Origin of the sequence: Bacillus sp. NMTD17, assembly GCF_002998735.1 — a bacterium.
Classification (GTDB): Bacteria; Bacillota; Bacilli; order Bacillales; family Bacillaceae; genus Bacillus.
Map to the genome: position 1 here is coordinate 16,421 of NZ_PVRH01000009.1, position 25,544 is coordinate 41,964.

General features: G+C 42.1%; 25 protein-coding genes, 2 tRNA genes and 1 pseudogene. All 28 read left to right on the forward strand.

Features of this window, described 5'->3' with window-relative positions; translation table 11 throughout:
- Nucleotides 1–18 precede the first annotated feature (18 nt).
- The gene (gene yabG, locus C6347_RS18705; protein ID WP_034620903.1) at nt 19–903 is read left to right on the forward strand and encodes a sporulation peptidase YabG; all 885 of its coding nucleotides are present in this window, start codon (nt 19–21) and stop codon (nt 901–903) included.
- A gap of 213 nt (nt 904–1,116) precedes the next feature.
- Entirely contained in the window at nt 1,117–1,374 is a 258-nt protein-coding gene (veg, locus tag C6347_RS18710; RefSeq protein ID WP_003217979.1) for a biofilm formation stimulator Veg, read from the forward strand.
- A 163-nt stretch (nt 1,375–1,537) separates the two neighbouring features.
- Complete coding sequence (locus C6347_RS18715) at nt 1,538–1,723, forward strand: small, acid-soluble spore protein, alpha/beta type (RefSeq protein WP_012008653.1); 186 nt, start codon at nt 1,538–1,540, stop codon at nt 1,721–1,723.
- A gap of 146 nt (nt 1,724–1,869) precedes the next feature.
- Nucleotides 1,870–2,739 carry a 4-(cytidine 5'-diphospho)-2-C-methyl-D-erythritol kinase gene (gene ispE / locus C6347_RS18720; RefSeq protein ID WP_060595352.1) on the forward strand — a complete coding sequence of 290 codons (870 nt, stop codon included), beginning with the start codon at nt 1,870–1,872 and terminating at the stop codon, nt 2,737–2,739.
- A gap of 55 nt (nt 2,740–2,794) precedes the next feature.
- Complete coding sequence (gene purR, locus C6347_RS18725) at nt 2,795–3,628, forward strand: pur operon repressor (protein ID WP_034665706.1); 834 nt, start codon at nt 2,795–2,797, stop codon at nt 3,626–3,628.
- Nucleotides 3,629–3,666: 38 nt separating this feature from the next.
- Complete coding sequence (gene ridA, locus C6347_RS18730; protein WP_034665708.1) at nt 3,667–4,044, forward strand: 2-iminobutanoate/2-iminopropanoate deaminase; 378 nt, start codon at nt 3,667–3,669, stop codon at nt 4,042–4,044.
- A gap of 225 nt (nt 4,045–4,269) precedes the next feature.
- Entirely contained in the window at nt 4,270–4,566 is a 297-nt protein-coding gene (gene spoVG, locus C6347_RS18735; RefSeq protein WP_034324487.1) for a septation regulator SpoVG, read from the forward strand.
- 199 nt (nt 4,567–4,765) lie between these two features.
- Nucleotides 4,766–6,136, forward strand: a complete 1,371-nt coding sequence (gene glmU, locus C6347_RS18740) for a bifunctional UDP-N-acetylglucosamine diphosphorylase/glucosamine-1-phosphate N-acetyltransferase GlmU (protein WP_034665711.1) — start codon at nt 4,766–4,768, stop codon at nt 6,134–6,136.
- Nucleotides 6,137–6,158: 22 nt separating this feature from the next.
- Entirely contained in the window at nt 6,159–7,112 is a 954-nt protein-coding gene (locus C6347_RS18745; protein ID WP_060595354.1) for a ribose-phosphate diphosphokinase, read from the forward strand.
- 137 nt (nt 7,113–7,249) lie between these two features.
- Nucleotides 7,250–7,876 (forward strand): 50S ribosomal protein L25/general stress protein Ctc, encoded by a 627-nt coding sequence (locus C6347_RS18750; protein WP_106071957.1) that lies wholly within the window; start codon nt 7,250–7,252, stop codon nt 7,874–7,876.
- 140 nt (nt 7,877–8,016) lie between these two features.
- Nucleotides 8,017–8,583 carry an aminoacyl-tRNA hydrolase gene (gene pth, locus C6347_RS18755; protein ID WP_012008658.1) on the forward strand — a complete coding sequence of 189 codons (567 nt, stop codon included), beginning with the start codon at nt 8,017–8,019 and terminating at the stop codon, nt 8,581–8,583.
- Between the two features lie 55 nt (nt 8,584–8,638).
- Entirely contained in the window at nt 8,639–8,869 is a 231-nt protein-coding gene (fin, locus tag C6347_RS18760; protein WP_003217967.1) for an anti-sigma-F factor Fin, read from the forward strand.
- A 67-nt stretch (nt 8,870–8,936) separates the two neighbouring features.
- The gene (gene mfd / locus C6347_RS18765; RefSeq protein ID WP_060595356.1) at nt 8,937–12,470 is read left to right on the forward strand and encodes a transcription-repair coupling factor; all 3,534 of its coding nucleotides are present in this window, start codon (nt 8,937–8,939) and stop codon (nt 12,468–12,470) included.
- A 139-nt stretch (nt 12,471–12,609) separates the two neighbouring features.
- The gene (gene spoVT, locus C6347_RS18770; protein WP_003217990.1) at nt 12,610–13,146 is read left to right on the forward strand and encodes a stage V sporulation protein T; all 537 of its coding nucleotides are present in this window, start codon (nt 12,610–12,612) and stop codon (nt 13,144–13,146) included.
- A gap of 193 nt (nt 13,147–13,339) precedes the next feature.
- The gene (locus C6347_RS18775) at nt 13,340–14,944 is read left to right on the forward strand and encodes a putative polysaccharide biosynthesis protein (protein ID WP_066031451.1); all 1,605 of its coding nucleotides are present in this window, start codon (nt 13,340–13,342) and stop codon (nt 14,942–14,944) included.
- Entirely contained in the window at nt 14,934–16,418 is a 1,485-nt protein-coding gene (gene yabN, locus C6347_RS18780) for a bifunctional methyltransferase/pyrophosphohydrolase YabN (RefSeq protein ID WP_106048783.1), read from the forward strand. The genes C6347_RS18775 and yabN overlap by 11 nt, the downstream gene beginning before the upstream one ends.
- On the forward strand, nt 16,415–16,675 hold the full coding sequence (locus C6347_RS18785) for an RNA-binding S4 domain-containing protein (protein WP_008341839.1): 261 nt from the start codon (nt 16,415–16,417) through the stop codon (nt 16,673–16,675). The genes yabN and C6347_RS18785 overlap by 4 nt, the downstream gene beginning before the upstream one ends.
- Nucleotides 16,676–16,749: 74 nt before the next feature.
- Nucleotides 16,750–17,058 (forward strand): sporulation protein YabP, encoded by a 309-nt coding sequence (gene yabP / locus C6347_RS18790; RefSeq protein WP_034665732.1) that lies wholly within the window; start codon nt 16,750–16,752, stop codon nt 17,056–17,058.
- Nucleotides 17,055–17,693: a spore cortex biosynthesis protein YabQ gene (gene yabQ, locus C6347_RS18795; protein ID WP_060595359.1), complete on the forward strand. Its 639-nt coding sequence runs from the start codon at nt 17,055–17,057 to the stop codon at nt 17,691–17,693. Before yabP ends, yabQ begins: the two co-directional genes overlap by 4 nt.
- 18 nt (nt 17,694–17,711) lie before the next feature.
- Complete coding sequence (locus tag C6347_RS18800; protein WP_003217952.1) at nt 17,712–18,086, forward strand: FtsB family cell division protein; 375 nt, start codon at nt 17,712–17,714, stop codon at nt 18,084–18,086.
- A gap of 82 nt (nt 18,087–18,168) precedes the next feature.
- A complete protein-coding gene (locus tag C6347_RS18805) occupies nt 18,169–18,567 on the forward strand; it encodes a S1 domain-containing RNA-binding protein (protein WP_003217901.1) in 399 nt (132 codons plus the stop codon).
- A 177-nt stretch (nt 18,568–18,744) separates the two neighbouring features.
- Nucleotides 18,745–18,818: transfer RNA gene (locus tag C6347_RS18810), tRNA-Met, on the forward strand.
- Nucleotides 18,819–18,844: 26 nt separating this feature from the next.
- Nucleotides 18,845–18,916 (forward strand) — tRNA-Glu (locus tag C6347_RS18815).
- A gap of 203 nt (nt 18,917–19,119) precedes the next feature.
- Nucleotides 19,120–21,603, forward strand: a complete 2,484-nt coding sequence (spoIIE, locus tag C6347_RS18820; RefSeq protein WP_034665738.1) for a stage II sporulation protein E — start codon at nt 19,120–19,122, stop codon at nt 21,601–21,603.
- A gap of 77 nt (nt 21,604–21,680) precedes the next feature.
- Nucleotides 21,681–22,418: a vWA domain-containing protein gene (locus C6347_RS18825; RefSeq protein ID WP_066031448.1), complete on the forward strand. Its 738-nt coding sequence runs from the start codon at nt 21,681–21,683 to the stop codon at nt 22,416–22,418.
- On the forward strand, nt 22,402–23,409 hold the full coding sequence (locus C6347_RS18830) for a protein kinase domain-containing protein (protein WP_106031945.1): 1,008 nt from the start codon (nt 22,402–22,404) through the stop codon (nt 23,407–23,409). Before C6347_RS18825 ends, C6347_RS18830 begins: the two co-directional genes overlap by 17 nt.
- Nucleotides 23,410–23,505: 96 nt before the next feature.
- Nucleotides 23,506–24,928: pseudogene (gene tilS / locus C6347_RS18835) on the forward strand (tRNA lysidine(34) synthetase TilS).
- Nucleotides 24,925–25,464, forward strand: coding sequence for a hypoxanthine phosphoribosyltransferase (gene hpt / locus C6347_RS18840; RefSeq protein WP_003217950.1), 540 nt, complete (start codon nt 24,925–24,927; stop codon nt 25,462–25,464). Before tilS ends, hpt begins: the two are co-directional and overlap by 4 nt.
- The last annotated feature ends 80 nt before the right edge of the window (nt 25,465–25,544 follow it).

Below are 25,544 nucleotides of genomic sequence, written 5' to 3' on the forward strand. Positions count from 1 at the left end.
GATTGTGGAGTGAAAAGCATGCAATTTCAAATAGGAGATATGGTGACAAGGGCATCCTATCAAATGGATATTTTGTTTCGAATCATTCGAATTGATGAGACCGATCAGCACGAAGCTACCGCCATATTGCATGGGAATGAAGTGAGGCTGATTGCTGATGCCAAGTTGTCAGATCTCGTCAAGGTTCAAAAAGAGGAACAGCTGACTAGAGAGAAAAATGACGAACGAAAAATCAATGAATCGCTTGACTTACTTAGACAGGATTATCAGCTGCTGCGGGAAAAACAAGAGTATTATACTTCTGGACAATATCAGCATCAAGAGCAGTATTTTCACATGCCTGGAAAGGTCCTTCATTTAGATGGAGATGCTTCATACTTAAAGAAATGCTTGGATGTATATGAACGAATTGGTGTACCTGTGTACGGTGTGCATTGCCATGAGAAGAAAATGCCAAGCATGATTGACTCGTTAATTGATCAATATCGACCAGATATTTTGGTCATCACAGGACATGATGCGTATTCCAAGCAAAAGGGCGGCGTACATGATATCAGTGCCTATCGCCATTCTCGTCATTTCGTTGAAACGGTTCAAAAAGCAAGACGGAAAATTCCTCATTTAGATCAGCTTGTGATCTTTGCAGGTGCCTGTCAATCTCATTTCGAATCATTGATCCAAGCAGGTGCCAATTTTGCGAGCTCGCCTTCCCGTGTGAATATCCATGCGCTCGACCCCGTCTATATCGTTGCGAAGATCAGCTTCACTCCATTTGTAGATCGAATCAACGTGTGGGATGTGCTCCGAAATACATTAACAAGAGAAAAAGGCCTCGGAGGCATCGAGACGAAGGGCGTTCTAAGGGTAGGTATGCCATATAAAAGAGACCATGAATCGACATAACCCGACTGATTTCAGTCTGGTTTTTTTTATGTTCAAAAAGAAATTGCAAAAGGATACATAATTCACCGGAATTTGAGAAAAATAGGGAGAAGAAAAGGTAGAAGTTTGTCAAAATTATTTTGTTGACAATGGCTCGTGTTCGTTGATATAATTTAATTTTTATTTGACAAAAACGAGCCGTTGTTGTATAATTATCTCAGTGAGGTGGATGCAATGGCGAAGACTTTGTCCGACATCAAAAGATCGCTTGATGGTAACTTAGGTAAACGTTTGACGTTAAAGGCTAACGGGGGCCGCCGTAAAACAATTGAGCGTTCGGGCATTTTAGCTGAAACGTACCCTTCTGTATTTGTGATTCAATTAGATCAAGATGAGAATTCGTTTGAAAGAGTTTCTTATAGTTATGCAGATATACTGACTGAGACGGTCGAATTAACGTTCGATGATACCGCTAGCTCAGTCGCCTATTAATGGGCAGTGAACTTCTTGTTTACTGCTTTTTGTTTTGCCTTTTTTTCTGAATGGGAGTCTGTCCATTTTTTGAAAGGGGTAAAAGAAAGGATTCGATACAAAATAAGAAAGCCACACAAGCAGTGGCACTGATTCGAATTCTCGACTAAAGGGGCTGTTTCGTTTGGGTAGACGCCGAGGTATTATGTCAGATGAGTTCAAATACGAGCTGGCGAAGGATCTTGGATTTTATGATACCGTCAAAAATGGAGGCTGGGGAGAGATACGTGCGCGTGACGCAGGTAATATGGTCAAACGTGCCATTGAATTAGCTCAACAGCACATGGCTCAGGATGAGAATCAACGATAGAAAAACGGTCAGGGATACCTCGGGTGTCTCTGGCTTTTTTTGATGAAAAAGTCAGTGTGCTCGGCGTAAAAGCCTATATTCATCAGATCCATCAAATGTGATACAATATTGATACTTATGTTTAGATGGAGAAGTAGGTGAAATGTTTGCGTATTTTAGAAAAAGCACCGGCAAAAATTAATCTCTCACTTGATGTTCATGGAAAAAGACCGGATGGATATCACGAAGTGGAGATGGTGATGACAACAATAGACCTTGCAGATCGACTAGAGCTGACGGAGCTGGACAAGGATGAAATCCGTGTATCATCTCATAATCGATTCGTGCCAGATGATCAGCGTAATTTGGCTTATCAGGCGGCTAAATTGCTCAAAACAAGGTTCGGTATTCAAAAAGGTGTATCCATTGTCATCACGAAAACAATTCCAGTCGCAGCAGGTTTAGCTGGAGGCAGCAGTGATGCGGCAGCAGCTCTTCGCGGCTTAAATCGTTTGTGGAAGTTGAACCTCACGTTAGATGAACTAGCTGAGCTTGGAGCGGAGATCGGCTCAGATGTGTCCTTTTGTGTACACGGAGGCACAGCACTAGCGACAGGACGTGGAGAAAAGCTGAAGCATATTGCGACACCGCCGCATTGCTGGGTGATTTTAGCGAAGCCGGTGATTGGGGTATCTACAGCTGAAGTCTATAGACAATATGACGCAAGCAAAGTAGAACACCCGAATGTAAAGCGTATGATTGAAGCGATTGAAGCGAAAGATTATAAAGAGATGTGCGGCTCACTCGGCAACGTTCTAGAGTCTGTGACATTAAAGATGTACCCAGAAGTAGATATGATCAAAAGACAGATGAAGCGTTTCGGTGCTGACGCTGTTTTAATGAGTGGAAGCGGCCCTACAGTATTTGGCTTGATTCAATATGAATCGAAGGTACAAAGAATATATAACGGACTGAGAGGATTTTGTGATCAAGTATACGCTGTCCGCATGATCGGCGAACAAAATGCCCTTGATTAAATCCGTATATTAAGTTATATTTATCATAAATTATTCGGGTTCTGGGGGTAAGTTCATGAAGTTTCGTCGAAGCGGCAGATTGGTGGACTTAACAAATTATTTGTTAGCCCACCCGCACGTACTAGTACCGTTAACTTTTTTTGCAGAAAGATATCAATCTGCGAAGTCCTCTATTAGTGAAGACTTAACGATTATCAAACAGACCTTCGAACAGCAGGGAATAGGCACATTGCTTACTGTACCTGGTGCTGCTGGCGGAGTGAAATATATTCCAAAGATTCACCTAAAAGAAGCAGACGACGTAGTAAACGATATCGGAGAGGCTCTATCGACTCCTGAACGTGTACTTCCTGGCGGTTATTTATATTTAACCGATGTTTTAGGTAATCCATCAATTCTTGCGAAAATCGGTAAGCTGTTTGCGACCATCTTTGCAGACCGTGCGATTGATGTCGTCATGACCGTTGCGACAAAGGGTATTCCAATTGCCTATTCTGTTGCGGGTTATTTAAATGTGCCTGTTGTGATCGTTAGAAAAGATAATAAGGTAACCGAAGGATCAACTGTAAGTATTAACTACGCGTCAGGTTCGTCTAACCGAATTCAAACCATGTCACTTGCAAAGCGGAGTTTAGATAAAGGATCCAATGTCCTAATCATTGATGACTTTATGAAAGCGGGCGGAACCATTAACGGCATGATGAATTTGCTTGAGGAATTTAATGCAAATGTTGCAGGGATCGGTGTTCTTTTAGAAGATGAAGGCGTAAATGAACGTCTCGTTGATGAATATGTATCGCTTTTAAAGCTTTCAACCATTGATATGAAGCAGAAGATCATTGAGATCAATGAAGGCAATTTCCACGAGTTTTTTCATTCGAAAGCTTAAGCTTTGATCAAACATGTAGTTGAATGGGAGAGATTGATATGACAAAAGTTGTTCAAACCAAACATGCACCAGCAGCCATTGGACCTTACTCTCAAGGGATTATTGTCAATAACATGTTTTACAGCTCAGGGCAGATTCCATTAACGCCAGCTGGAGACTTTGTAAATGGAGATATTAAAGAACAAACACATCAAGTGTTCCGTAATCTTAAGGCCGTACTTGAAGCAGCAGGTGCTTCCTTTGAGACAGTCGTGAAAGCAACAGTTTTTATCAAAGATATGGAACAATTCGCAGAAGTAAATGAAGTGTACGGTGAGTATTTCCATACACATAAGCCAGCTCGTTCATGTGTGGAAGTAGCAAGACTTCCTAAGGATGCACTCGTAGAAATTGAAGTAATTGCATTAGTAAAGTAAACAGGCAGTCTCAACGAAAGCCGTTTGGTTTCATCATATGCAGGAAAAGACATCATCATGATGTCTTTTTTTCACGCAAAGAATGTAAGCGTCGTCACCAAAATGACAAATAATGTATAAATATCCCGATATTTCAAAAAAAGTTTAAAAAAAGAGCAGGAGAATCACCACAATCGTTGAATACCTAAGTAATGCTTTTATATTGGGAAAAGGTGGTGAACTACTGTGGAAGTTACTGACGTAAGATTACGCCGCGTGAATACCGATGGTCGCATGAGGGCGATTGCATCCATCACGCTGGACCACGAATTTGTTGTTCATGATATTCGTGTGATTGATGGAAACAATGGGTTGTTTGTGGCAATGCCTAGCAAACGCACGCCTGATGGAGAGTTTCGCGATATTGCACACCCAATTAATTCAGGTACTCGGGGTAAAATCCAAGATGCTGTATTAAATGAATATCATCGCTTAGGCGAAGAGGAAGAAACAATTGAATATGAAGAAGCTGGAGCTTCTTAATCATATGTGAATCCAAAAAGACAGCTTTAAGAGAAAATGGAATGTTTTCTTTTAAATGCTGTCTTTTTTGCGTTTTTTCTCTTGTTTCTTATGTCTTTCATCCATTAGAAAATTATTGCACTTCCTCTTGTATCCTTGAAATCAGTCCTTATTTAGGATATATTTTTCTATGGATAATAGGGATATTGGAGGCCAATCAATGGATAAGCGGTTCGCAGTGATTTTAGCAGCGGGAAAAGGAACGAGAATGAAGTCAAAGCTATACAAAGTACTTCATCCAGTTTGCGGAAAGCCAATGGTCGAGCATGTGGCAGATGAAGCGTTAAAGCTTTCTTTAGCCAAGCTAGTGACGATCGTCGGTCATGGAGCAGAGAACGTCAAAGAGCAGCTTGGAGACAGAAGTGAGTATGCACTTCAAGAAGAACAGCTGGGAACAGCACATGCCGTCAAACAAGCAAAGTCGTTCCTTGCGCAGGAAAAGGGAACAACCATTGTCATTTGTGGTGATACGCCATTATTGACAGCGGAAACAATGGAAGCTATGTTGAGCGAGCATCAAAAACATCAAGCGAAAGTCACTATTTTAACTGCACATGCGGATGACCCGACAGGTTATGGTCGTATTATTCGTGACGAAACCGGTGCTGTCGTGAAAATTGTGGAGCATAAAGATGCGAATGATGCGGAACGTCAAGTGAATGAAATTAATACAGGGACCTATTGTTTTTCAAATGAAGATCTCTTCCGTGTGATTGAGCAAGTATCGAATGAAAATGCACAGGGTGAATACTATTTGCCAGACGTCATTGAAATTTTAAAGAATGAAGGGCAAACGGTTGCAGCATATCAAACACCGCATTTTGAAGAAACACTTGGAGTCAATGATCGTATCGCTCTATCACAAGCAGAGCAATTCATGAAGCGACGTATTAATCATCAGCATATGAAGAATGGTGTGACCTTGATTGATCCTGAGAACACGTATATTTCACCAGATGCTGTCATCGGTGAAGATACAATCATTTATCCTGGGACGGTCATCAAAGGGAATGTAAAAATCGGTGCAGACGCTACTATTGGGCCAAACACTGAAATTGTTGACAGCATCGTCGGAGATCGCACAGTGATTAAGCAATCTGTCGTCTGCGATAGTGAGGTTGGAGTCGATGTGACAATTGGGCCGTTTGCTCATATTCGCCCGTTGTCGAAAATTGGCGATGAAGTGAAGATCGGGAATTTTGTCGAAATCAAGAAAACGGTTTTCGGTGACCGCAGCAAAGCATCTCATCTAAGCTATATTGGAGATGCAGAGGTCGGAACTGATGTAAACCTTGGCTGTGGATCTATTACAGTCAACTATGATGGGAAGAACAAATTCTTAACGAAGATTGAAGATGGCGCTTTTATTGGCTGTAATTCAAATCTCGTAGCACCAGTCACTGTCGGAAAAGGGGCATATGTTGCAGCTGGTTCAACGGTTACAGAAGATGTACCGCAGGATGCATTGTCTATTGCTAGAGCAAGACAAGTCAATAAAGAAGATTATGTGAAAAATATTCATAAAAAATAATCCAAATACCCGGAGGTTTACCATGTCTAATCGTTATGCTGATGCGAATTTAAAGATATTCTCTTTGAATTCAAACCCTGAACTTGCTAAAGAAATTGCCGATCGTATCGGAGTTGATGTAGGAAAGAGCTCTGTTAAACGCTTTAGTGACGGTGAAGTCCAAATCAATATTGAAGAAAGTATTCGCGGCTGTGATTGTTATGTCATTCAATCAACGAGTGCGCCAGTCAATGAGCACATTATGGAACTGCTCATTATGGTGGATGCACTAAAACGCGCTTCTGCGAAAACGGTCAATATCGTGATCCCTTATTACGGATATGCACGTCAAGATCGTAAGGCAAAACCTCGTGAGCCAATCACTGCGAAGCTTTTTGCGAACTTACTTGAGACAGCAGGTGCTACTCGTGTCATTGCACTTGATCTTCATGCGCCGCAGATCCAAGGTTTCTTTGATATTCCAATCGATAACTTAATGGCTGTGCCAATCTTAACTAACTATTTCGAACAGAAAAACTTGAAGGATATCGTCGTTGTGTCTCCAGACCACGGTGGTGTGACACGTGCGCGTAAAATGGCAGACCGCCTGAAAGCGCCAATCGCTATTATCGACAAACGTCGTCCGAAGCCAAATGTTGCTGAAGTGATGAACATCATTGGTAACATTGAAGGCAAAACGGCGATTCTCATCGATGATATCATTGATACGGCTGGTACCATTACACTTGCTGCAAATGCACTTGTGGAAAATGGAGCGGCTGAAGTATATGCTTGCTGTACTCACCCAGTATTGTCTGGACCAGCAGTAGAACGTATCACAAATTCTAAAATAAAAGAATTGGTTGTGACAAACAGTATTCATTTAACAGATGACAAGAAAGTTGAAAAATTCATTCCGCTTTCAGTTGGGCCTTTGCTTGCAGAAGCCATCATCCGTGTACATGAAGAAGAATCTGTGAGCTACCTTTTTAGCTAATTTTCTGATTAAAAAAGGCCCTAGGCATCAGCTTGGGGTCTTTTTGCTGTCATCATTCAGAGCAAATAGGTTTAAAATGATTCGCTTATGGGTAATTATGAGAGTAGTGACAAAAATGAAATAGGATGGTGCTGAATATGGCAACTTTAAAAGCAAATAAAAGAACTGATTTCAAACGTTCCACACTGCAAAAAATCCGTCATTCAGGACACGTTCCTGGTGTCATATACGGAAAAAATACAGACAACCTGGCTGTTTCACTAGACAGCATCGATTTATTAAAGACCTTACGTGATGAAGGAAAGAATACAATCATCACATTAGACGTGAACGGTGAAACAAAATCCGTGATGGTCACAGAATTACAAACAGATCCGCTGAAAAATGAGCTTGTCCATGCAGATTTCCAAGTGGTCGACTTACAGCGTGAAATTGAAGCAGATGTACCTGTCCAGCTGATTGGCGAATCTAAAGGGGTAAAAGATGGCGGTGTGCTTCAGCAGCCACTATTTGAACTATCCATTACAGCGAAACCAAAAGATATCCCGCAGCATATTGAAGCAGATATTACAAACTTAGAAGTAAATGATGTCCTAACAGTCGCTGATTTGTCTGTTCAGTCATCATATCAAGTGAATAACGATCCAGAAGAAGTCGTTGCATCCATTTTGCCGCCTCAGCAATCAGAGGTTCCTGAGCCAGATAGCGAAGAGGAATTAAAAGAACCTGAGGCCATTAAAGAAAAGGATAACGATGGAGAATAACTGGTCATTTAGAGACGTAACCCTCCCGCGGTTGCGTCTTTTGTGCTAGAATGAAAAGAATTCATACGTTTTTACATGAGGCAATCCTATTGGCTCATTTTTTAGGCGTGTGCTTTGTGACAAAGGAGGTTATTGGTTTCATGATTGCATTCGTTGGATTAGGTAATCCAGGAAAAGAATATGAAAAAACAAGACATAATGTCGGGTTTATGACAATAGATGAATTATCGAAAAAATGGGACATCCCCTTAAATCAATCAAAATTCCATGGACAATTTGGAACAGGGTTTGTTTCAGGGCAAAAGGTTCTACTTGTAAAGCCGCTTACATATATGAACTTATCAGGAGAATGCGTGCGTCCGCTAATGGATTACTATGATATTCCACTTGAACATTTGAAAGTCATCTATGATGATCTTGATTTGCCAACTGGGCGGATTCGTTTGCGTACAAAAGGAAGTGCAGGCGGACATAATGGAATCAAATCGTTGATTCAGCATTTAGGGTCACCTGAGTTTGACCGATTCCGTATCGGCATTGGACGTCCTCAAAATGGCATGAAGGTCGTCGATTACGTGCTAGGACGCTTTTCTGAAGAGGAGCAGCCTGACATTGCATCAGCCATTCAGGCGTCTGTCGAAGCTTGCGAGGCGGCTTTAACAAAGCCATTTTTAGAAGTGATGAATGATTTTAACAAGAAGGTATAAGAATGATAAGCAAAGCACATACTGATTATAAAATCTCAGCATGGGAGGATCACGTATGGCTTTGCATTATTACTGCCGGCACTGTGGTGTAAAGGTTGGCAGTCTAGATGAATCCGCTGTTCAAAGTGAAGCACTTGGATTTCATCACTTAACAAATGAGGAAAGAAACGATATGATTTCTTATAGGGAAAATGGTGATTTACATGTACAAACCATTTGTGAGGATTGCCAAGAGGCGCTCGAAAGAAATCCTGATTACCATCAGTATCATACCTTTATTCAATAAAAAGCTTTGGTGTAGATAATAGACCAAAGCGTTTTTCTGTTTTAAACAAGCAGGGAGGAGGAGCCAAATGAAAAATATACAATCATTTATCAAACAAAGTGATGATTTTCAGTCCATTTTTAATGGGCTAAAGGAAGGGTTAAAAGAACAGCTGCTCGCCGGACTATCAGGCTCCGTCAGATCTTTATTTACAGCCGCTATATCAGACGAACTTAAGCGGCCGATGTTTATTGTGACTCACAACTTGTATCAAGCGCAGAAGGTAACAGATGATCTTGCCAGTGTGATTTCAGATCGCTCGGTCCTTCTTTATCCTGTTAATGAACTCATTGCTTCAGAAATTGCCGTTGCCAGCCCTGAGCTCAGAGCACAGCGTCTAGATGTTCTGAACCGGCTGGCGAATGGAGAAAACCCCATTATCGTCACACCGGCTGCAGCGGTGCGCAGAATGCTTCCGCCAGTTGAGCTCTGGAAGGAGAGTCAGATCCATTTAAAGCTCGGTGAAGAAATTGATTTGGAGGCGTTTTCAAAACAACTTGTACAAATCGGTTATGACCGGACGTCGATGGTTGCTGCGCCCGGAGATTTTAGTGTGCGCGGAGGAATCATTGATATTTATTCGTTAACGGAAGATCATCCGATCCGTATTGAGCTGTTTGATACAGAAGTAGACTCGATTCGAACGTTCCACTCAGATACACAGCGTTCATTAGAAACACTTCAAGAGATTAAAATCGGTCCCGCAAAAGAGCTGATTGTGAGAGGTTCTGAACGAGTGAGAGCCATTGAACAGCTTGATCAAGGACTTGCGAAGAGCTTAAAGAAATTTAACTCAGACCAGCAAAAAGAACTGCTTCATCAACATATTTCTGCTGATCGAGAGAAGCTGCTAGAAGGTATCGTGACACAGGAAATGACGAAGTACCTGTCCTATTTCTATGAAAAGCCTGCTAGTTTGCTAGATTACACATCACAGGATACGATTATTATTTTAGATGAAATTAGCAGAATTCAGGAGATGGAAGAACAGCTTGAACAGGAAGAAGCTGATTGGACAATTAGCCTGCTTGAAGAAGGTAATATCCTTCATGATTTATCCCTTTCTTTCCCGTTCCAACAACTGATCAATCAGCAATCGCGGTCTATTCTGTACTACTCCTTGTTTCTGAGACATGTCCAGCAGACAAATCCGCAAAATATCGTCAATGTATCTAGTAAGCAAATGCAGAATTTCCACGGGCAGATGAATGTGCTTGCGAGTGAAATTGAACGCTACAAAAAACAACAATACACAGTTGTCTTCTTAGGTGCGGATGAAGAGCGGACAGATAAACTATCTTCTGTCTTACATGATTATGACATTGAAGCCGCTCTTGCCAAGCCGGACGCCGAGCTTGTAAGCGGACAGGTGTATATTTTACAAGGTGAGCTGCAAACAGGCTTTGAACTGCCGTTATCGAAAATTGCCGTGATCACAGAAGGCGAGCTCTTCAAGAAACGTGTGAAGAAGCAGGCACGTAAGCAAAAGCTGACCAATGCAGAGCGAATTAAGAGCTATTCAGAGCTTCAAGTCGGCGATTATGTGGTGCACATTAACCACGGAATCGGTAAGTATTTAGGAATTGAAACGCTTGAAATCGGCGGCATTCATAAAGATTATTTAAATATTCATTATCAAGGAAGCGATAAGCTTTATGTACCGGTTGAACAAATTGATCAGGTGCAGAAGTATGTCGGATCAGAAGGTAAAGAACCAAAGCTGTACAAACTAGGCGGCAGCGATTGGAAACGTGTGAAGAAAAAAGTGGAAACATCTGTACAGGACATCGCAGATGATCTCATTAAGCTGTATGCGGAACGTGAGGCAAGCAAAGGGTATGCCTTCTCGCCTGATCATGAGATGCAGCGCCAGTTTGAATCAGCGTTCCCTTACCAGGAAACAGATGATCAAATCCGTTCGATTCACGAAATCAAACAAGACATGGAGCGGGAGCGTCCAATGGACCGCCTACTTTGTGGAGATGTGGGATATGGAAAAACAGAAGTGGCGATTCGAGCGGCCTTCAAAGCCATTGCTGACGGAAAACAGGTTGCTCTGCTTGTACCGACAACCATCTTAGCGCAGCAGCATTTTGACACGATTATGGACCGATTCCAAGACTACCCTGTCAAAATCGCTCAGCTGAGTCGTTTCCGTACAAGAAAAGAAACAACCGAAACGTTAAAAGGGCTGAAAAACGGAACGATTGATATGGTCATCGGCACACACCGTTTGCTTTCTAAAGATATTGTCTATAAAGACTTAGGTTTGTTGATCATTGACGAAGAGCAGCGTTTTGGTGTGACGCATAAAGAGAAAATTAAACAGATGAAAGCCAATATCGATGTACTGACATTAACGGCTACGCCAATTCCGCGTACGCTGCATATGTCTATGCTTGGCGTACGGGATTTATCGGTTATTGAGACACCGCCTGAAAACCGTTTCCCTGTTCAAACCTATGTGGTCGAGTACAATGGCGCTTTAGTCAGAGAAGCGATTGAGCGAGAACTAGCACGCGGCGGTCAAGTGTACTTTCTTTACAACCGTGTTGAAGATATTGAACGCAAAGCAGATGAAATCTCTATGCTAGTCCCAGACGCGAAAGTCAGCTATGCACATGGGAAAATGAGTGAGAACGAGCTGGAATCAGTGATGATCAATTTCCTTGAAGGTGAATCAGATGTATTGGTCAGTACCACCATCATTGAAACGGGAGTCGACATTCCAAATGTGAACACGCTCATCGTCCACGATGCGGATAAAATGGGGCTTTCTCAGCTGTACCAGCTAAGAGGACGAGTAGGACGCTCGAATCGTGTCGCATATGCTTATTTCACGTATCGAAAAGATAAAGTTCTGTCTGAAGTAGCAGAGAAGAGACTTCAAGCTATTAAAGAATTCACAGAGCTCGGATCAGGATTTAAAATTGCGATGCGTGATTTAACGATTCGAGGAGCAGGAAATTTACTTGGTGCACAGCAGCATGGATTCATTGATTCTGTTGGATTCGACCTCTATTCTCAAATGCTGAAAGAAGCCATTGAGGAAAGAAGAGGCGATACAACGGCTCAAGATAAATTCGAACCGGAAATCGATCTGCAAATCGATGCCTACATCCCGGACACTTACATTTCGGATGGGAAGCAAAAGATCGAGATGTATAAACAGTTCAGAGCGATTGGATCAATCGAAGAGCGAAAAGAGCTTCAAGATGAAATGATCGACCGATTTGGTGAATATCCGCAAGAAGTGGCGGACTTGTTCACGATTGCGACGATGAAAGTATACGCAGTGCAGGAACGTGTCGAACTGATCAAGATGGAGAAAGGCATTGTCAGGCTTACTCTTGAAGAGCAAGCAAGCAGTGAAATCGACGGTCAAAAATTATTTGCGCTCAGCAGTAAATATGGTCGTGATATAGGCTTGGGAATGGAAGGCAGCAAGCTGATTATTTCTGTTCAAACGAAAGGCAAGAAGACTGAGGAATGGCTTGAGATCGTTCTGAATATGCTTCGAGGCCTTCAAGAAGTGAAAAAAGAAACCATTCCATCTTCATAAAATTTTGTTTGTCTCTCGTGTATATTACGTTTGATGTGACGGATACTAAACTCAGGGTCAAGTGGTGAATGTTGCATAAAGTGGACGCTTTTGTTCCATTCACCCAACACATCATCAAACGAAAGAGAGGCAGCAGTGAATGAAAGCAACTGGAATTGTACGCCGCATCGATGATCTAGGTAGAGTGGTTATTCCGAAGGAGATTCGCAGAACATTGCGCATCCGGGAAGGAGATCCGCTTGAGATTTTCGTCGACCGCGATGGAGAAGTGATTTTGAAGAAATATTCGCCGATTAGTGAGCTAGGAGACTTTGCGAAGGAATATGCTGATGCATTATTCGACAGTTTGGGTCATTCCATCCTGATCTGTGATCGAGATACGTATATTGCTGTATCCGGCAGTTCGAAAAAAGAGTACTTAAACAAATCCATCAGTGATTTACTTGAACGAACAATGGACCAGCGTAATTCTGTATTAGAAGAAAGCAAAAAAGAAATTCAACTTGTCGATGGTATTGATGATGACGTATCTGCTTATACCATTGCACCTATTGTTGCAAACGGAGATCCGATTGGCGCCGTCGTCTTATTTTCTAAAGAGCGTTCAATGGGAGAAGTGGAGCATAAAGCGGCAGAAACGGCAGCTGGCTTCTTAGCCCGTCAAATGGAACATTAGGTCTAATAATTCTATATCATATAGATAAAATGAAAGAATGCCGATGAAATCATTTGATTTTGTCGGCGTTTTTTATATGGGATGAAACAAAACGAGGAATGTGCCGTCTACTCCTTAGAAAGAAACGGCTTTTCATTCACGTATGATATAATGAGTGCGTTTAACTGTAGATCTATTTTTAAAGGAGTCATCCATGAAAAATGCTGTGAATCAGCCGCATTGGCTTTTCCAGGGTGCGGTGATTTTGACCATCGCAGGCTTGTTATCAAAGGTACTAAGTGCCGTTTATCGTGTTCCGTTCCAGAACATCGTAGGAGACACAGGGTTTTATATTTATCAGCAAGTGTATCCCTTCCTTGGCATTGCCATCATGCTCGGCACCACAGGGTTTCCTGTCATGGTGTCCAAGCTTCTGAGTGAGCATGGGGAAGAGAATCGAAGGATCATTACAAGGGTATCCTTGGTCTATATCACTTTACTGAGCTTGGTCTTATTTCTTTGTCTTTACATAGGAGCAGGCAGAATTGCGAGCCTTATGGCGGACAGTCAATTAATCCTGCTCATCCAAATGAGTGCTTTCGTGTTTTTATTTCTTCCGCTTACCGTGATGCTGAGGGGAGTTTTTCAGAGTGACGGTATGATGCTTCCAACGGCTATTTCTCAATTGGTGGAGCAACTCATCAGGGTAGGCGTCCTGCTTGTTTTATCCTTCTATTTCGTGAGGCGCGGCTATTCGCTTTATGAAACAGGGGCGGGTGCGGTCTTCTCCTCCATAGCGGGGAGTGCGGCCTCGCTTATACTGCTTCTTTTTCTTTGGCTGACATACCGGAAACAGCCTGCTGCAAGTATGACAAGCAAACAGGCGACACTTCGGAAAAAGGATGTTTTGAAGAGTTTGGTGCTGTATACATTCACGATTTGTGTCAGCGGATTGCTCATTTTATGGATGCAAATGGTTGATGCCTTTCATCTGTATGCGTTGCTGCGCAGTGAGGGTCTGAGTGAAGCCGCGGCAAAAGCGGCAAAAGGTGTGTATGACCGAGGACAGCCGTTCTTACAGCTAGGGACGGTGTTTGCCATTAGCATCGGAACCTCTCTTGTGCCATTTTTATCGGCGGCCATGAGGAATGGAGAGCATGAAGCGATAAGGCAAAAAGTGCGTACATCGTTTAAGACCACGTCGGTTTTAGGGATTGGTTCAGCAGTTGGGCTGATTTGTATTCTAGCGTCAGTCAACACCATGCTTTTTCGTAATGACTTAGGCACCGATGCGCTGCAAATATTCTGTATTTCCATCGCATTTACATCGATTGCGATTACGCAAGCAGCTTTACTTCAAGGGCTCGGGCATACTGTGTATCCGGCTGTTGTGGTGATTCTCAGTGTGCTGGTGAAATGGATACTAACGCTTGCACTTGTCCCGCTATTTGGCATCTACGGTGCCGCATGGTCAACCGTATGTGGTTTTCTCGCTGCGGCTCTGCTCAATGCCGTTTATTTGAGGCATAAAGGATGGATTTCGTTGAGAGAGCTGTTCCCAGTGAAAATTCTTTTATCGGCTGCTTTCATGGCCATTGTCTTAATAGGGTATCAGGCACTGTTTTCTTGGGTCATTCCCTTTGAAAAACGTCCTTTTTTCGTTTTAGAGAGCCTGACGTCAGTTTTTATTGGTGGTTTCGCCTTTTTATATAGTATTCTTAAGCTAGAAGTATTTACGGACGAGGAATGGAGACTCATTCCATTAGGAGAAAAGATTTTATATTTTAAACAGATGAGAGGGAATCGAAATGGCAGGTAAGATTACCGTCGTCGGTCTCGGGGCAGGCGACATGGATCAGCTGACGCTCGGTGTATACAAGCAGCTGAAGCAGGCGAAAGAAGTATTTATGAGAACGCAGGATCATCCGCTTACCGCAGAGTTGATGCAGGAGGTCTCATCGCTGACCTTTTTTGATGAAATTTATGAAAAGCACGATCAGTTTGATTCGGTATATCAGGAAATCACTGAAATTTTATTTACAGAGGCTGCGGAAAAGGATATTGTGTACGCAGTACCAGGACACCCATTTGTCGCAGAAAAGACCGTCCAGCTATTAGTTTCTCAGCAGCAAGAGCGCGGGATTGAGGTGTCTGTTGCTGGTGGACAAAGCTTTTTGGATGCGACGTTTAACTCCTTGCAGATTGACCCAATCGAGGGATTACAATTCGTTGATGCAGGAGATATGAGAGCGGACGATCTGAAATTGACCCAGCATGTCCTCATTTGTCAGGTATATGATCAGCTGACCGCTTCGAATGTGAAACTCACGCTGATGGAAAAGCTTCCTGACGATTATGAAGTCTATATTGTGACTGCGGCTGGAAGCAGTCAGGAACAGATTACTGCCGTTCCTTTATTTGAACTTGATCGAGATGTGTCGATAAATAACTTAACGAGTGTTTATGTACCTCCGATTCAAGATGAAAAGCTGCTTTTTCAACAATTTGACACTTTCCGTGACGTCATACGTACATTAAGAGGTCCGGGCGGCTGTCCATGGGATCAAAAACAAACCAATGAGTCACTTAAACCATATTTAATTGAAGAATGCTATGAACTGCTTGAAGCGATCGATGAAGATGATCCAGACCATATGGTGGAAGAGCTCGGAGATGTGCTGCTGCAGGTGTTACTTCACGCCCAAATTGGTGAAGATGACGGCTTTTTCTCAATTGATGACGTCATCCAGCATGTCACAGAAAAAATGATTCGTAGACATCCCCATGTGTTTGGTGACACAAATGTTTCTGAAGCAGCAGATGTGGTCGCCAACTGGGAAAAAATCAAGCAGCAGGAGAAGCCGGAGCGGGCAGCCTCCATTTTGCAATCCATCCCGGCGACGCTTCCAGCACTAACAAAGGCATATAAGCTCCAAAAGAAAGCCGCCAAAGTAGGCTTTGATTGGACAGATGTGAAAGATATTTGGAACAAATACGAAGAAGAGAAGCAGGAATTTCTCGTTGAAGTGGCAGAGAAGCCGGACGAAAGTGCAACGAAGCAGATGAAAGATGAATTTGGAGATCTTTTGTTTGTTCTCGTCAACATTGGAAGGTTCTATCAGCTAGAGCCTGAAACGGCACTCGCTTCCGCCAACACAAAATTCATGCGTCGCTTTCAGCATATCGAACAAAAAGCAAAGGACATGGGACGTTCATTAGATGACTTAACGCTAGAGGAAATGGACGATCTATGGAACGATGCCAAACGTATAGAAAGAGGTGAGCATACATGAGACTAGATAAATTTTTAAAAGTGTCCCGTTTAATTAAAAGAAGAACATTGGCAAAAGAAGTAGCTGATCAAGGCAGAATTTCTATTAACGGCACACAGGCGAAAGCCAGCTCTGACGTGAAAGAAGGAGACGAGCTTCAAATCCGTTTTGGTCAAAAACTTGTGACGGTTCAAGTCAACGAGTTAAAGGACACGACGAAAAAAGAAGAAGCCGCTGGCATGTATACTGTGCTAAAAGAAGAAAAAACAGCAGAATAGGGCTTGTTCTAAATGATCCTCCTGTCACATACAATGCAGTAACAATGCAAGTATGAGATATGGGGGATGTATAAATGAATCAATATTATAATCAACCTCAAGGCACGAAGCTGTCATCAGAAGCGGAGCACAATGTCACAATGCGAAACAGAAAGCATTTAGATATTACCGGTGTCAAACAGGTGGAAAGCTTTGATAATGAAGAATTTCTGCTTGAGACGGTCATGGGGATTCTCGCTATCCGTGGAGAAAATCTGCAAATGAAAAACCTAGACGTCGAAAAAGGCGTTGTATCGATCAAAGGGCGTGTCTTTGACTTAATTTATGTAGATGAGCAGCACGGGGAGAAAGCTAAAGGATTTTTTAGCAAGCTGTTTAAATGACGCTGACAGTCCAGTTTTATACGATGCTTTCGATGGTAGCGATGGGCATCTGGCTGGGCGCATCGCTTGATACGTACAAGCTGTTTGTGAATCGGGAAAAGACAGCAAAATGGCTTTTGGTTATACACGATCTCCTTTTTTGGCTGGTACAGGGCCTCTTATTCTTTTATGTCCTGCTGCTGACAAATGAAGGAGAATTCAGGCTTTATATCTTTCTAGCCGTTGCACTAGGTTTTTCGATGTATCAGGCATTGATGAAACAGCTGTATATGAACATTCTCAAGTTTATGATGATGTGTGTGTATCAGACCGCTCTCGTCCTTAAACGGCTGGTCATGTCCATCGTCTTCCAGCCAATTCGCTGGCTGCTGACATTGATTATAAGTGCTATTATGTTCTTGCTCCACTTGCTCTTACGTCTTGTTCATTTTACGTTTCGGCTCGTGTGGAAGGTGCTGTCCATAGTTTGTTATCCGCTCATCTGGTTACTTAATGTGACCATTATTCATCGGATTCCCGAAAAATGGCGAACATCAATGAGATTGTTTTTCTCTAAAGGAGCAGGAATTTTACAAGGGACCAAGAAATTATCTGGTACCATCAAAACGAAATGGAAACAATTCTGGACAAAGTAAGAGAGGAGGCCTTCAACCTTGAACAAGAGAAAAAGAAATATCGCACAAATTCAAAATGATTACCAAAAACAAATGGAACAGCAAGCACAGCGCTTAAAACGCAAACGCCGTGGACTCCTTAGAAGGCTTACCGTGTTTGGTGTGATTGTGCTCATGTTTGCTGTCTTGGTGACAAGTGCCCTCTGGTCGCAATCGTCCTCATTAAAGGAAAAAGAAGAGAAGAAGGTTGCGCTTGAAAAAGAATTGAAGCAATTACAAACAAAGCAGGAAGATATTTCTGATGAAATTAAAAAGCTGAAAAGCAAAGAATACGTACTCGAACTGGCACGACGAGACTATTATATGTCCAAAAAAGGCGAAAAAATCTTTGATGTGGGCAATAAGAGCGATTAGCCTTGTTGACACTTAAAATTCAGTTTATGTATAATTGAACAAATGAGATTTTTTTATAAGTCTAAGGAGGAGCACTTTTTTTATGTCGATTGAAGTTGGCAGCAAGTTACAAGGGAAAGTTACGGGCATTACAAATTTTGGAGCTTTTGTGGAGTTGCCAGGCGGTTCAACTGGTCTCGTTCATATCAGTGAGGTAGCCGATAACTATGTAAAAGATATTAATGAGCATTTAAAAGTCGGTGAACAAGTTGAAGTGAAAGTGATTAACGTTGAAAAAGACGGTAAAATCGGCTTGTCCATTAAAAAAGCAAAAGATCGTCCTCAACAACAACAATCAAGACCGAGCAGAAATGATTTCCGTCCGAAGGAATCGTTTGAGCAAAAAATGAACAAATTCTTAAAAGATAGTGAAGACCGCTTAACATCTTTAAAACGTAACACGGAATCAAAACGTGGGGGACGCGGAGCAAGAAGAGGTTAACTTGTTGCTGCTTTCTATATATCTTTCACAACAAAGCACCTGCTGTCCGCAGGTGCTTTTTTTCTTGATCCATACGACATTTTTTGAGATTTCTTCATTTAATTTAGAACTTCCTATTGACGGACAAGCGATTCCTTTGTATTATAGATCTTGTGCTTCTTAGCGCATTTTTATTATGGCGGTGTAGCTCAGCTGGCTAGAGCGTACGGTTCATACCCGTGAGGTCGGGGGTTCGATCCCCTCCGCCGCTATCCTTTTTAGTAGAACATAAAAGCAAGGCCCGTTGGTCAAGCGGTTAAGACACCGCCCTTTCACGGCGGTAACACGGGTTCGAATCCCGTACGGGTCATCTTCAAAACAGCTTTCTTTAGGAAGGCTGTTTTTTTGTGTCTTCGTAAAATTCTGATGAAAGACATCGACTTTCATGAAAGTATGCCTCTTTGACGAATAAAGCGTCGAACGTTTTATGGAAACGACAACTTCTTTTGACAAAATTTCTTTTTCACCTTCGCTATAATGACAAGCAACGAATATCAGGTGGGGGATGAAAAGATGGAAAAACTAGAAAGAAGAACTGATTTAACAGGAGCGGGGTTTGAAAGAATCAGTGCAGGGTTAAAAAAGATGAAAAACTTGTTTCTTCATCACACGCATTCTCTTTTTTTCTATAAAGGGTTTATTTATGTTGTACTTGGTTTTTTATTAGGACGAGCCTTTATTTTATCTGAAATTATGCCGTTTGCTCTGCCTTTCTTCGGCTCCATGCTGCTTATCAAAAGAGATAAGGCCATGCTTGCTTGTCTCGCTTTACTCGCTGGAGCCATGACGATATCACCTCAAAACGCATTGTTTGTGTTTGCGTCGTTGATCGTGTTTCTCCTTATGTCCAAGGTGGTTTCTTTCATCATCAAAGACCCAGTGAAAACATTGCCGGTTGTCATTGTGCTGTCAATGCTGATCACCCGAGGAGCATTTGTTTACCTAGAGCAAGGTGCTGTGCAAAGCTACGATTACGTCATGGCGGGTGTTGAAGCAGGACTTGCCTTCATTTTGACACTGATTTTCCTTCAAAGCCTGCCGATTTTTACAGTCAGGAAAATCAAACACTCCTTAAAGGTTGAAGAAATTATTTGCTTTATGATTTTAATTGCCTCAGTTTTAACAGGTCTGGCTGGTATCACATTTCAAGGGATGCAGGCAGAGCATATTTTGTCACGTTATGTAGTGCTGAGCTTTGCCTTTATTGGAGGAGCCAGTATTGGTTGTACGGTGGGTGTCGTGACAGGATTAATTCTCGGTCTCGCTAACATCGGAAACCTTTATCAGATGAGTCTTCTTGCCTTTTCAGGCTTATTAGGGGGATTGCTGAAAGAGGGGAAGAAAGCAGGCGCAGCCATTGGCTTAATTGTGGGTTCCTTACTTATTTCCCTATACGGAGAAGGATCAGCAGGTCTCGTGACCACGCTGTATGAATCACTTATTGCAGTTGCGCTCTTCTTACTCACGCCACAATCAGTGACCTCTAAGGTAGCGAAATATATTCCTGGTACGGTAGAGCATGTACAGGAACAGCAGCAATACGCCCGGAAAGTACGAGATGTGACTGCAAAAAAGGTAGACCAATTTTCTAATGTATTTCATGCGCTGTCTGAGAGTTTTGCGACATTTTACGAATCCATTCCTGAAGAAAAGAAGCAGGAAGAGGATGTAGATCTTTTTTTAAGTACGATCACAGAACGATCCTGTCAAACGTGCTATAAGAAAAATAAATGCTGGGTGCAGAACTTTGATACAACCTATGAACTGATGAAACAAGTTATGCATGAATCTGATGAAAAAACCTACGAGCATAACCGAAAATTGAAGAAGAAATTTAGCCAGCACTGCTCAAAATCAAAACATGTCGAGGAATTGATTGAAGAGGAGATCGCTTACTATAAAGCCAACCAGACTCTGAAGAAAAAGGTCCAAGACAGCAGACGACTTGTAGCTGAACAGCTGATGGGGGTCTCACAAGTGATGGAGGATTTTTCCCGGGAAATAAAACGAGAAAGAGAACAGCATTTTATTCAAGAAGAGCAGATGATAGAAGCACTTCAGCACTTTGGGATTGAAATTCAGCAAGTAGAAATTTATAGCTTGGAGCAGGGGAATGTCGATATTGAAATGAGAATCCCATATTGCCAAGGACATGGTGAATGTGAAAAAATCATCGCTCCCATGCTCTCAGATATTTTAGAAGAACAGATTTTAGTCAAAGCAGAGCAGTGTGCAGAGCACCCAACAGGCTATTGCCACGTTGTATTCGGCTCTGCAAAATCATATCGAGTGGCTACAGGCGTAGCGCATGCAGCGAAAGGCGGAGGGTTAGTGTCTGGGGATAGCTACAGCATGATGGAGCTGGGTGCGGGCAAATATGCCGCAGCTATTAGTGATGGAATGGGCAATGGAGCAAGGGCTCATTTTGAAAGCAATGAAACGATTAAGCTGTTAGAAAAAATATTGGCGTCAGGTATCAATGAAAAAGTGGCAATCAAAACCATTAATAGTATTTTATCTTTACGAACGACGGATGAAATCTATTCTACATTAGATTTATCAATTATTGATTTACAGGATGCGAGCTGTAAGTTCCTCAAGATTGGTTCAACACCCAGCTTTATTAAACGGGGTGATCAGGTGATGAAGGTACAAGCGAGCAACTTACCAATTGGGATTATTGATGAATTTGAAGTGGAGGTAGTGAGTGAACAGATGAAGGCAGGAGATCTGCTGATTATGATGAGTGATGGCATTTTCGAAGGACCAAAGCATATTGAAAATCATGATCTGTGGGTGAAGCGCAAAATGAAAAGCTTTAAAACAGAAGATCCGCAAGAGATTGCTGATTTATTAATGGAAGAGGTCATTCGAACAAGAGCGGGTCAAATTGACGACGATATGACGGTTGTTGTCATCAGGCTTGATCACAACACACCAAAATGGGCATCCATTCCGACTGGTACATTCTATCTTGAGAAACAAGAGATTTCTTAAAATATCGTATAATATGAATTTCTTCTGGCGATGATGGGGATATAAAGCATTCAGTTACGATCCCAGGAGGAATGAAGATGCGAAAAGGTCACGTAAACCAAATCTTATTGATTACAGATGGCTGCTCAAATCACGGGGAAGATCCACTTGCGATTGCCTCATTGGCAAGGGAACAAGGGATTACAGTCAATGTCATTGGCATTATGGAGGAAAACAGACACGATCATGAAGCGATGAAAGAAGTTGAGGGGATTGCCCTCGCAGGCGGAGGCATCCATCAGGTTGTCTACGTCCAGCAGTTATCTCAAACGGTACAAATGGTCACAAAAAAAGCGATGACACAAACCTTACAAGGTGTTGTGAATAAAGAATTGCAGCAAATACTTGGCAAAGACACTGAAATTGAAGAGCTTCCGCCTGATAAGCGTGGGGAAGTGATGGAAGTAGTCGATGAGTTAGGAGAGACGGTTCATCTTCAAGTACTTGTGCTTGTTGATACAAGTGCAAGTATGAAACCGAAGCTGCCGACCGTTAAAGAAGCGCTCATCGATCTTTCTATTAGCTTAAATTCAAGGATTGGTGAAAATCAGTTTGGGATGTGTATATTTCCCGGGAAAAACTCAGATGCTGAAATTGTGTTGAATTGGACGCCTCGATTCGATTCGTTATCATCTATTTTCCCGAAACTGACCACGGGAGGAATTACTCCAACTGGACCAGCGCTTCGAGAAGCACTCCAGCATTTCAAATCAGTTCGTTCGCGTAAAGGGCTGCTTGAAGCAAAGGAAGAGCATGATAATGAATTCGGCTTCTAACATTCCGTTAGGCACGGTGATTCAAGGGAAATGGCATCACCATCATTACCGCATTGTAAAAGAGCTGGGAAAAGGGGCGAACGGTATTGTCTATCTAGCCGAATCGCCAAATGGTCAAGTAGCCCTTAAAGTGAGTGATGACAGTATGCTCATTGCATCTGAAGTCAATGTATTAAAATCCTTTTCTAAGGCTCCTGTGAAAACCATGGGGCCTTCTTTTTATGATATGGATGATGCGATTTATCCCGGTATGCTTCAAAAGCGTTCCTTTTATGTGATGGAGTATGTCAGAGGCCCGTTACTGCTTGAATTTGTAAAACAAAAAGGTGATGAGTGGATCGTCGTTTTAATGGTTCAGCTTTTATCTAACCTAGCTCATTTACATCAGGAAGGCTGGATTTTTGGTGACTTGAAGCCAGATAATCTCATCGTTTCAGGTCCCCCAGCCGCGATCCGGTGCATTGATGTAGGGGGAACGACAAAAGCAGGCAGGGCAATCAAGGAGTATACAGAGTTTTTTGATCGCGGCTATTGGGGATTCGGCACAAGAAAGGCAGAGCCATCCTATGATCTGTTTGCCTTAAGTATGGTGATGGTGAATTGTGCGTATAAGAAAGAATTCAAAAAAGGAGCAGAACCGGAAAAGCAGCTTTACAGAGCGATTGAAGGACATCCTTTATTAAAGCGTTATGAAAGGGTGTTAAAGGCTGCTCTACAAGGTAAATATCAATCAGCGGCGGCTATGAAGAGTGCGATGCTGAAAGAAGGACAGCTGATCGCTTCAAGAAAAGCGAGTCAAAAGAAGCAGCAGCAAAAAAACGGGCAAAAGCCCGCTGTTCAACAAAATCAACAGGTGACTTCACGATCGAGAGTTGCAGCAGCAAAAAGAACACCAGTACGTAAAAAATCAGGCGGGCTTTTTGAAACTATTCTGATCGTGTGCAGTGTACTTGCTCTTTACTGTGCATATGTAGTTTTGTTCCTGCTATAGACCTGTAAAAAAGCAGGCTTCATCTTTGCTTGGAGCTACTGAAAGTGATAGGATATGTATATCTTTAAATTACCTGCTCTTTGTGAGGAGGAAGTTGTGAATAGAATTGAATCATTTTTGAAAAAACATGATGTTTACCTTGAAAATACGACAGTCATTGTCGGGGTTTCTGGCGGACCAGATTCCATGCTTTTACTGCACGAACTAAACAAACGTCGAAAAGGTTCCTATCAGCTGATTGCAGCCCATGTAGATCACATGTTCAGAGGAGAAGAATCCTTTGCTGATTTGGCATTTGTTGAGGCTTACTGCAAGGAGCAAGAGATTCCTTTTGAATCGGCCCGCATACAGGTCACCCAATATGCAAAAGAAAACCACTTAAACAAACAGGCAGCTGCAAGGGAGTGCAGATATGCTTTCTTTCGTCAATTGATGGAGCAATACAACGCTCAATTTATAGCGCTTGCACATCATGGAGACGACCAAGTAGAAACAATGATGATGAGACTTGCGAGAGGGACTGTTGGAATAGGACTCGCCGGTATCCAAGCAAAACGTCCTTTTCAAGATGGATGGCTGATTCGGCCGCTCATTGGATATTCCAAGGACGACGTGCTGACCGCTTGTGAAAAAGAACATATTCCCTATGTCATTGATCAAAGCAATCACACTGATGACTACTTGAGAAACCGGATAAGAAGACACATTCTTCCCGTGTTAAAAGAAGAGGCACCTCATGTACATGAAAGCTTTCAGTTTGTAAGTGACATGCTGACTGAGGATGAGCAATACTTGCAGGCATTAACAAAGGAACAAATGAACCAAGTGATAACGAATCAATCGCCTAAGCAAATTAAGATCAAAACGAAGCCTTTGCTTGACCTGCCTTTGCCTTTACAAAGAAGAGGCATTCAACTAATATTAAACTATCTTTATGAAAACACTCAATCAGCGTTTTCAAACCAGCATATTCTAGGGACTTTGGACTGGTTATCTCATACCGAACAACCGTCTGGATCATTAGATTTGCCAAAAGGTTTACAAGCTGTCAAGTCTTATGATTACTGTATGTTTACCTTTGAACGATCGCTTGTACTAGACCAGTCTTATGCTCTTCACTTAAAGGGTGAGCTTGGAGAGGAGCTTTTCCTTCCGAATGGGCAGTCTATCGTGGTATCAAATCATGTTCCGAAGGATGCACGGAACGGAAACCATTTTTTCTTGCTTCAAAAAGATCATGTTCGTCTCCCTTTGATCATTCGCTCACGAAAAAATGGTGATCGAATCAAACTTAAAGGGATGAATGGATCAAAAAAGGTGAAGGATATATTTATTGATAAAAAAGTGCCTCTTGCAGAAAGAGACAGCTGGCCGATCGTCACTGACTCGGATCATCAAATCATCTGGATCCCAGGTCTGAAAAAATCCGTTTTTGAAGAAATTGATATGACAAACAGCGATCTCATTGTATTACAATATAGACAGCATGAAAATTTGTAGGGGGCAAGCAAAAGCATGAAACAAGATATTGAAAAGGTTTTGATCTCAGAAGAAGAGATCCAGCAAAAAGTGAAGGAACTGGGTGCAACATTAACCAGCGATTATGATGGTAAATTTCCCCTGGCTATTGGTGTTTTGAAAGGGGCTCTTCCATTCATGGCAGACCTGATCAAACACATTGATACATATTTAGAACTTGATTTTATGGATGTATCTAGCTACGGAAAATCTACCGTATCTTCAGGAGAAGTAAAGATCATTAAGGATCTTGATACTTCTGTTGAAGGAAGAGATATTTTAATTATGGAAGATATCATCGACAGTGGGTTAACTTTGAGCTATCTGGTAGAGCTTTTCCGATACCGTAAAGCAAATTCCATAAAAATTGTGACATTGCTTGATAAACCAAGCGGTCGTAAAGCAGACATCAAAGCAGATTATGTTGGATTTGAAGTGCCAGATGCATTTGTTGTCGGCTATGGATTGGATTTCGCTGAACGTTACCGAAACCTCCCGTATATTGGAGTGTTAAAACCATCTGTTTACGAAGGCTAATCAGCATACGTATACATGAGGTTATTGGTTGTATTGGAATGATTTTCTATGATACTATTGAACATAGTTGTGCTTACTGT

Excerpts from the sequence above, each read along its gene's own strand:
- yabG (WP_034620903.1), top strand. The coding sequence starts at position 19 with ATGCAATTTCAAATAGGAGATATGGTGACAAGGGCATCCTATCAAATG.
- veg (WP_003217979.1), top strand. The coding sequence starts at position 1,117 with ATGGCGAAGACTTTGTCCGACATCAAAAGATCGCTTGATGGTAACTTA.
- purR (WP_034665706.1), top strand. The coding sequence starts at position 2,795 with ATGAAGTTTCGTCGAAGCGGCAGATTGGTGGACTTAACAAATTATTTG.
- ridA (WP_034665708.1), top strand. The coding sequence starts at position 3,667 with ATGACAAAAGTTGTTCAAACCAAACATGCACCAGCAGCCATTGGACCT.
- glmU (WP_034665711.1), top strand. The coding sequence starts at position 4,766 with ATGGATAAGCGGTTCGCAGTGATTTTAGCAGCGGGAAAAGGAACGAGA.
- C6347_RS18745 (WP_060595354.1), top strand. The coding sequence starts at position 6,159 with ATGTCTAATCGTTATGCTGATGCGAATTTAAAGATATTCTCTTTGAAT.
- C6347_RS18750 (WP_106071957.1), top strand. The coding sequence starts at position 7,250 with ATGGCAACTTTAAAAGCAAATAAAAGAACTGATTTCAAACGTTCCACA.
- pth (WP_012008658.1), top strand. The coding sequence starts at position 8,017 with ATGATTGCATTCGTTGGATTAGGTAATCCAGGAAAAGAATATGAAAAA.
- fin (WP_003217967.1), top strand. The coding sequence starts at position 8,639 with ATGGCTTTGCATTATTACTGCCGGCACTGTGGTGTAAAGGTTGGCAGT.
- mfd (WP_060595356.1), top strand. The coding sequence starts at position 8,937 with ATGAAAAATATACAATCATTTATCAAACAAAGTGATGATTTTCAGTCC.
- spoVT (WP_003217990.1), top strand. The coding sequence starts at position 12,610 with ATGAAAGCAACTGGAATTGTACGCCGCATCGATGATCTAGGTAGAGTG.
- C6347_RS18775 (WP_066031451.1), top strand. The coding sequence starts at position 13,340 with ATGAAAAATGCTGTGAATCAGCCGCATTGGCTTTTCCAGGGTGCGGTG.
- yabN (WP_106048783.1), top strand. The coding sequence starts at position 14,934 with ATGGCAGGTAAGATTACCGTCGTCGGTCTCGGGGCAGGCGACATGGAT.
- C6347_RS18785 (WP_008341839.1), top strand. The coding sequence starts at position 16,415 with ATGAGACTAGATAAATTTTTAAAAGTGTCCCGTTTAATTAAAAGAAGA.
- yabP (WP_034665732.1), top strand. The coding sequence starts at position 16,750 with ATGAATCAATATTATAATCAACCTCAAGGCACGAAGCTGTCATCAGAA.
- yabQ (WP_060595359.1), top strand. The coding sequence starts at position 17,055 with ATGACGCTGACAGTCCAGTTTTATACGATGCTTTCGATGGTAGCGATG.
- C6347_RS18805 (WP_003217901.1), top strand. The coding sequence starts at position 18,169 with ATGTCGATTGAAGTTGGCAGCAAGTTACAAGGGAAAGTTACGGGCATT.
- spoIIE (WP_034665738.1), top strand. The coding sequence starts at position 19,120 with ATGGAAAAACTAGAAAGAAGAACTGATTTAACAGGAGCGGGGTTTGAA.
- C6347_RS18825 (WP_066031448.1), top strand. The coding sequence starts at position 21,681 with ATGCGAAAAGGTCACGTAAACCAAATCTTATTGATTACAGATGGCTGC.
- C6347_RS18830 (WP_106031945.1), top strand. The coding sequence starts at position 22,402 with ATGAATTCGGCTTCTAACATTCCGTTAGGCACGGTGATTCAAGGGAAA.
- hpt (WP_003217950.1), top strand. The coding sequence starts at position 24,925 with ATGAAACAAGATATTGAAAAGGTTTTGATCTCAGAAGAAGAGATCCAG.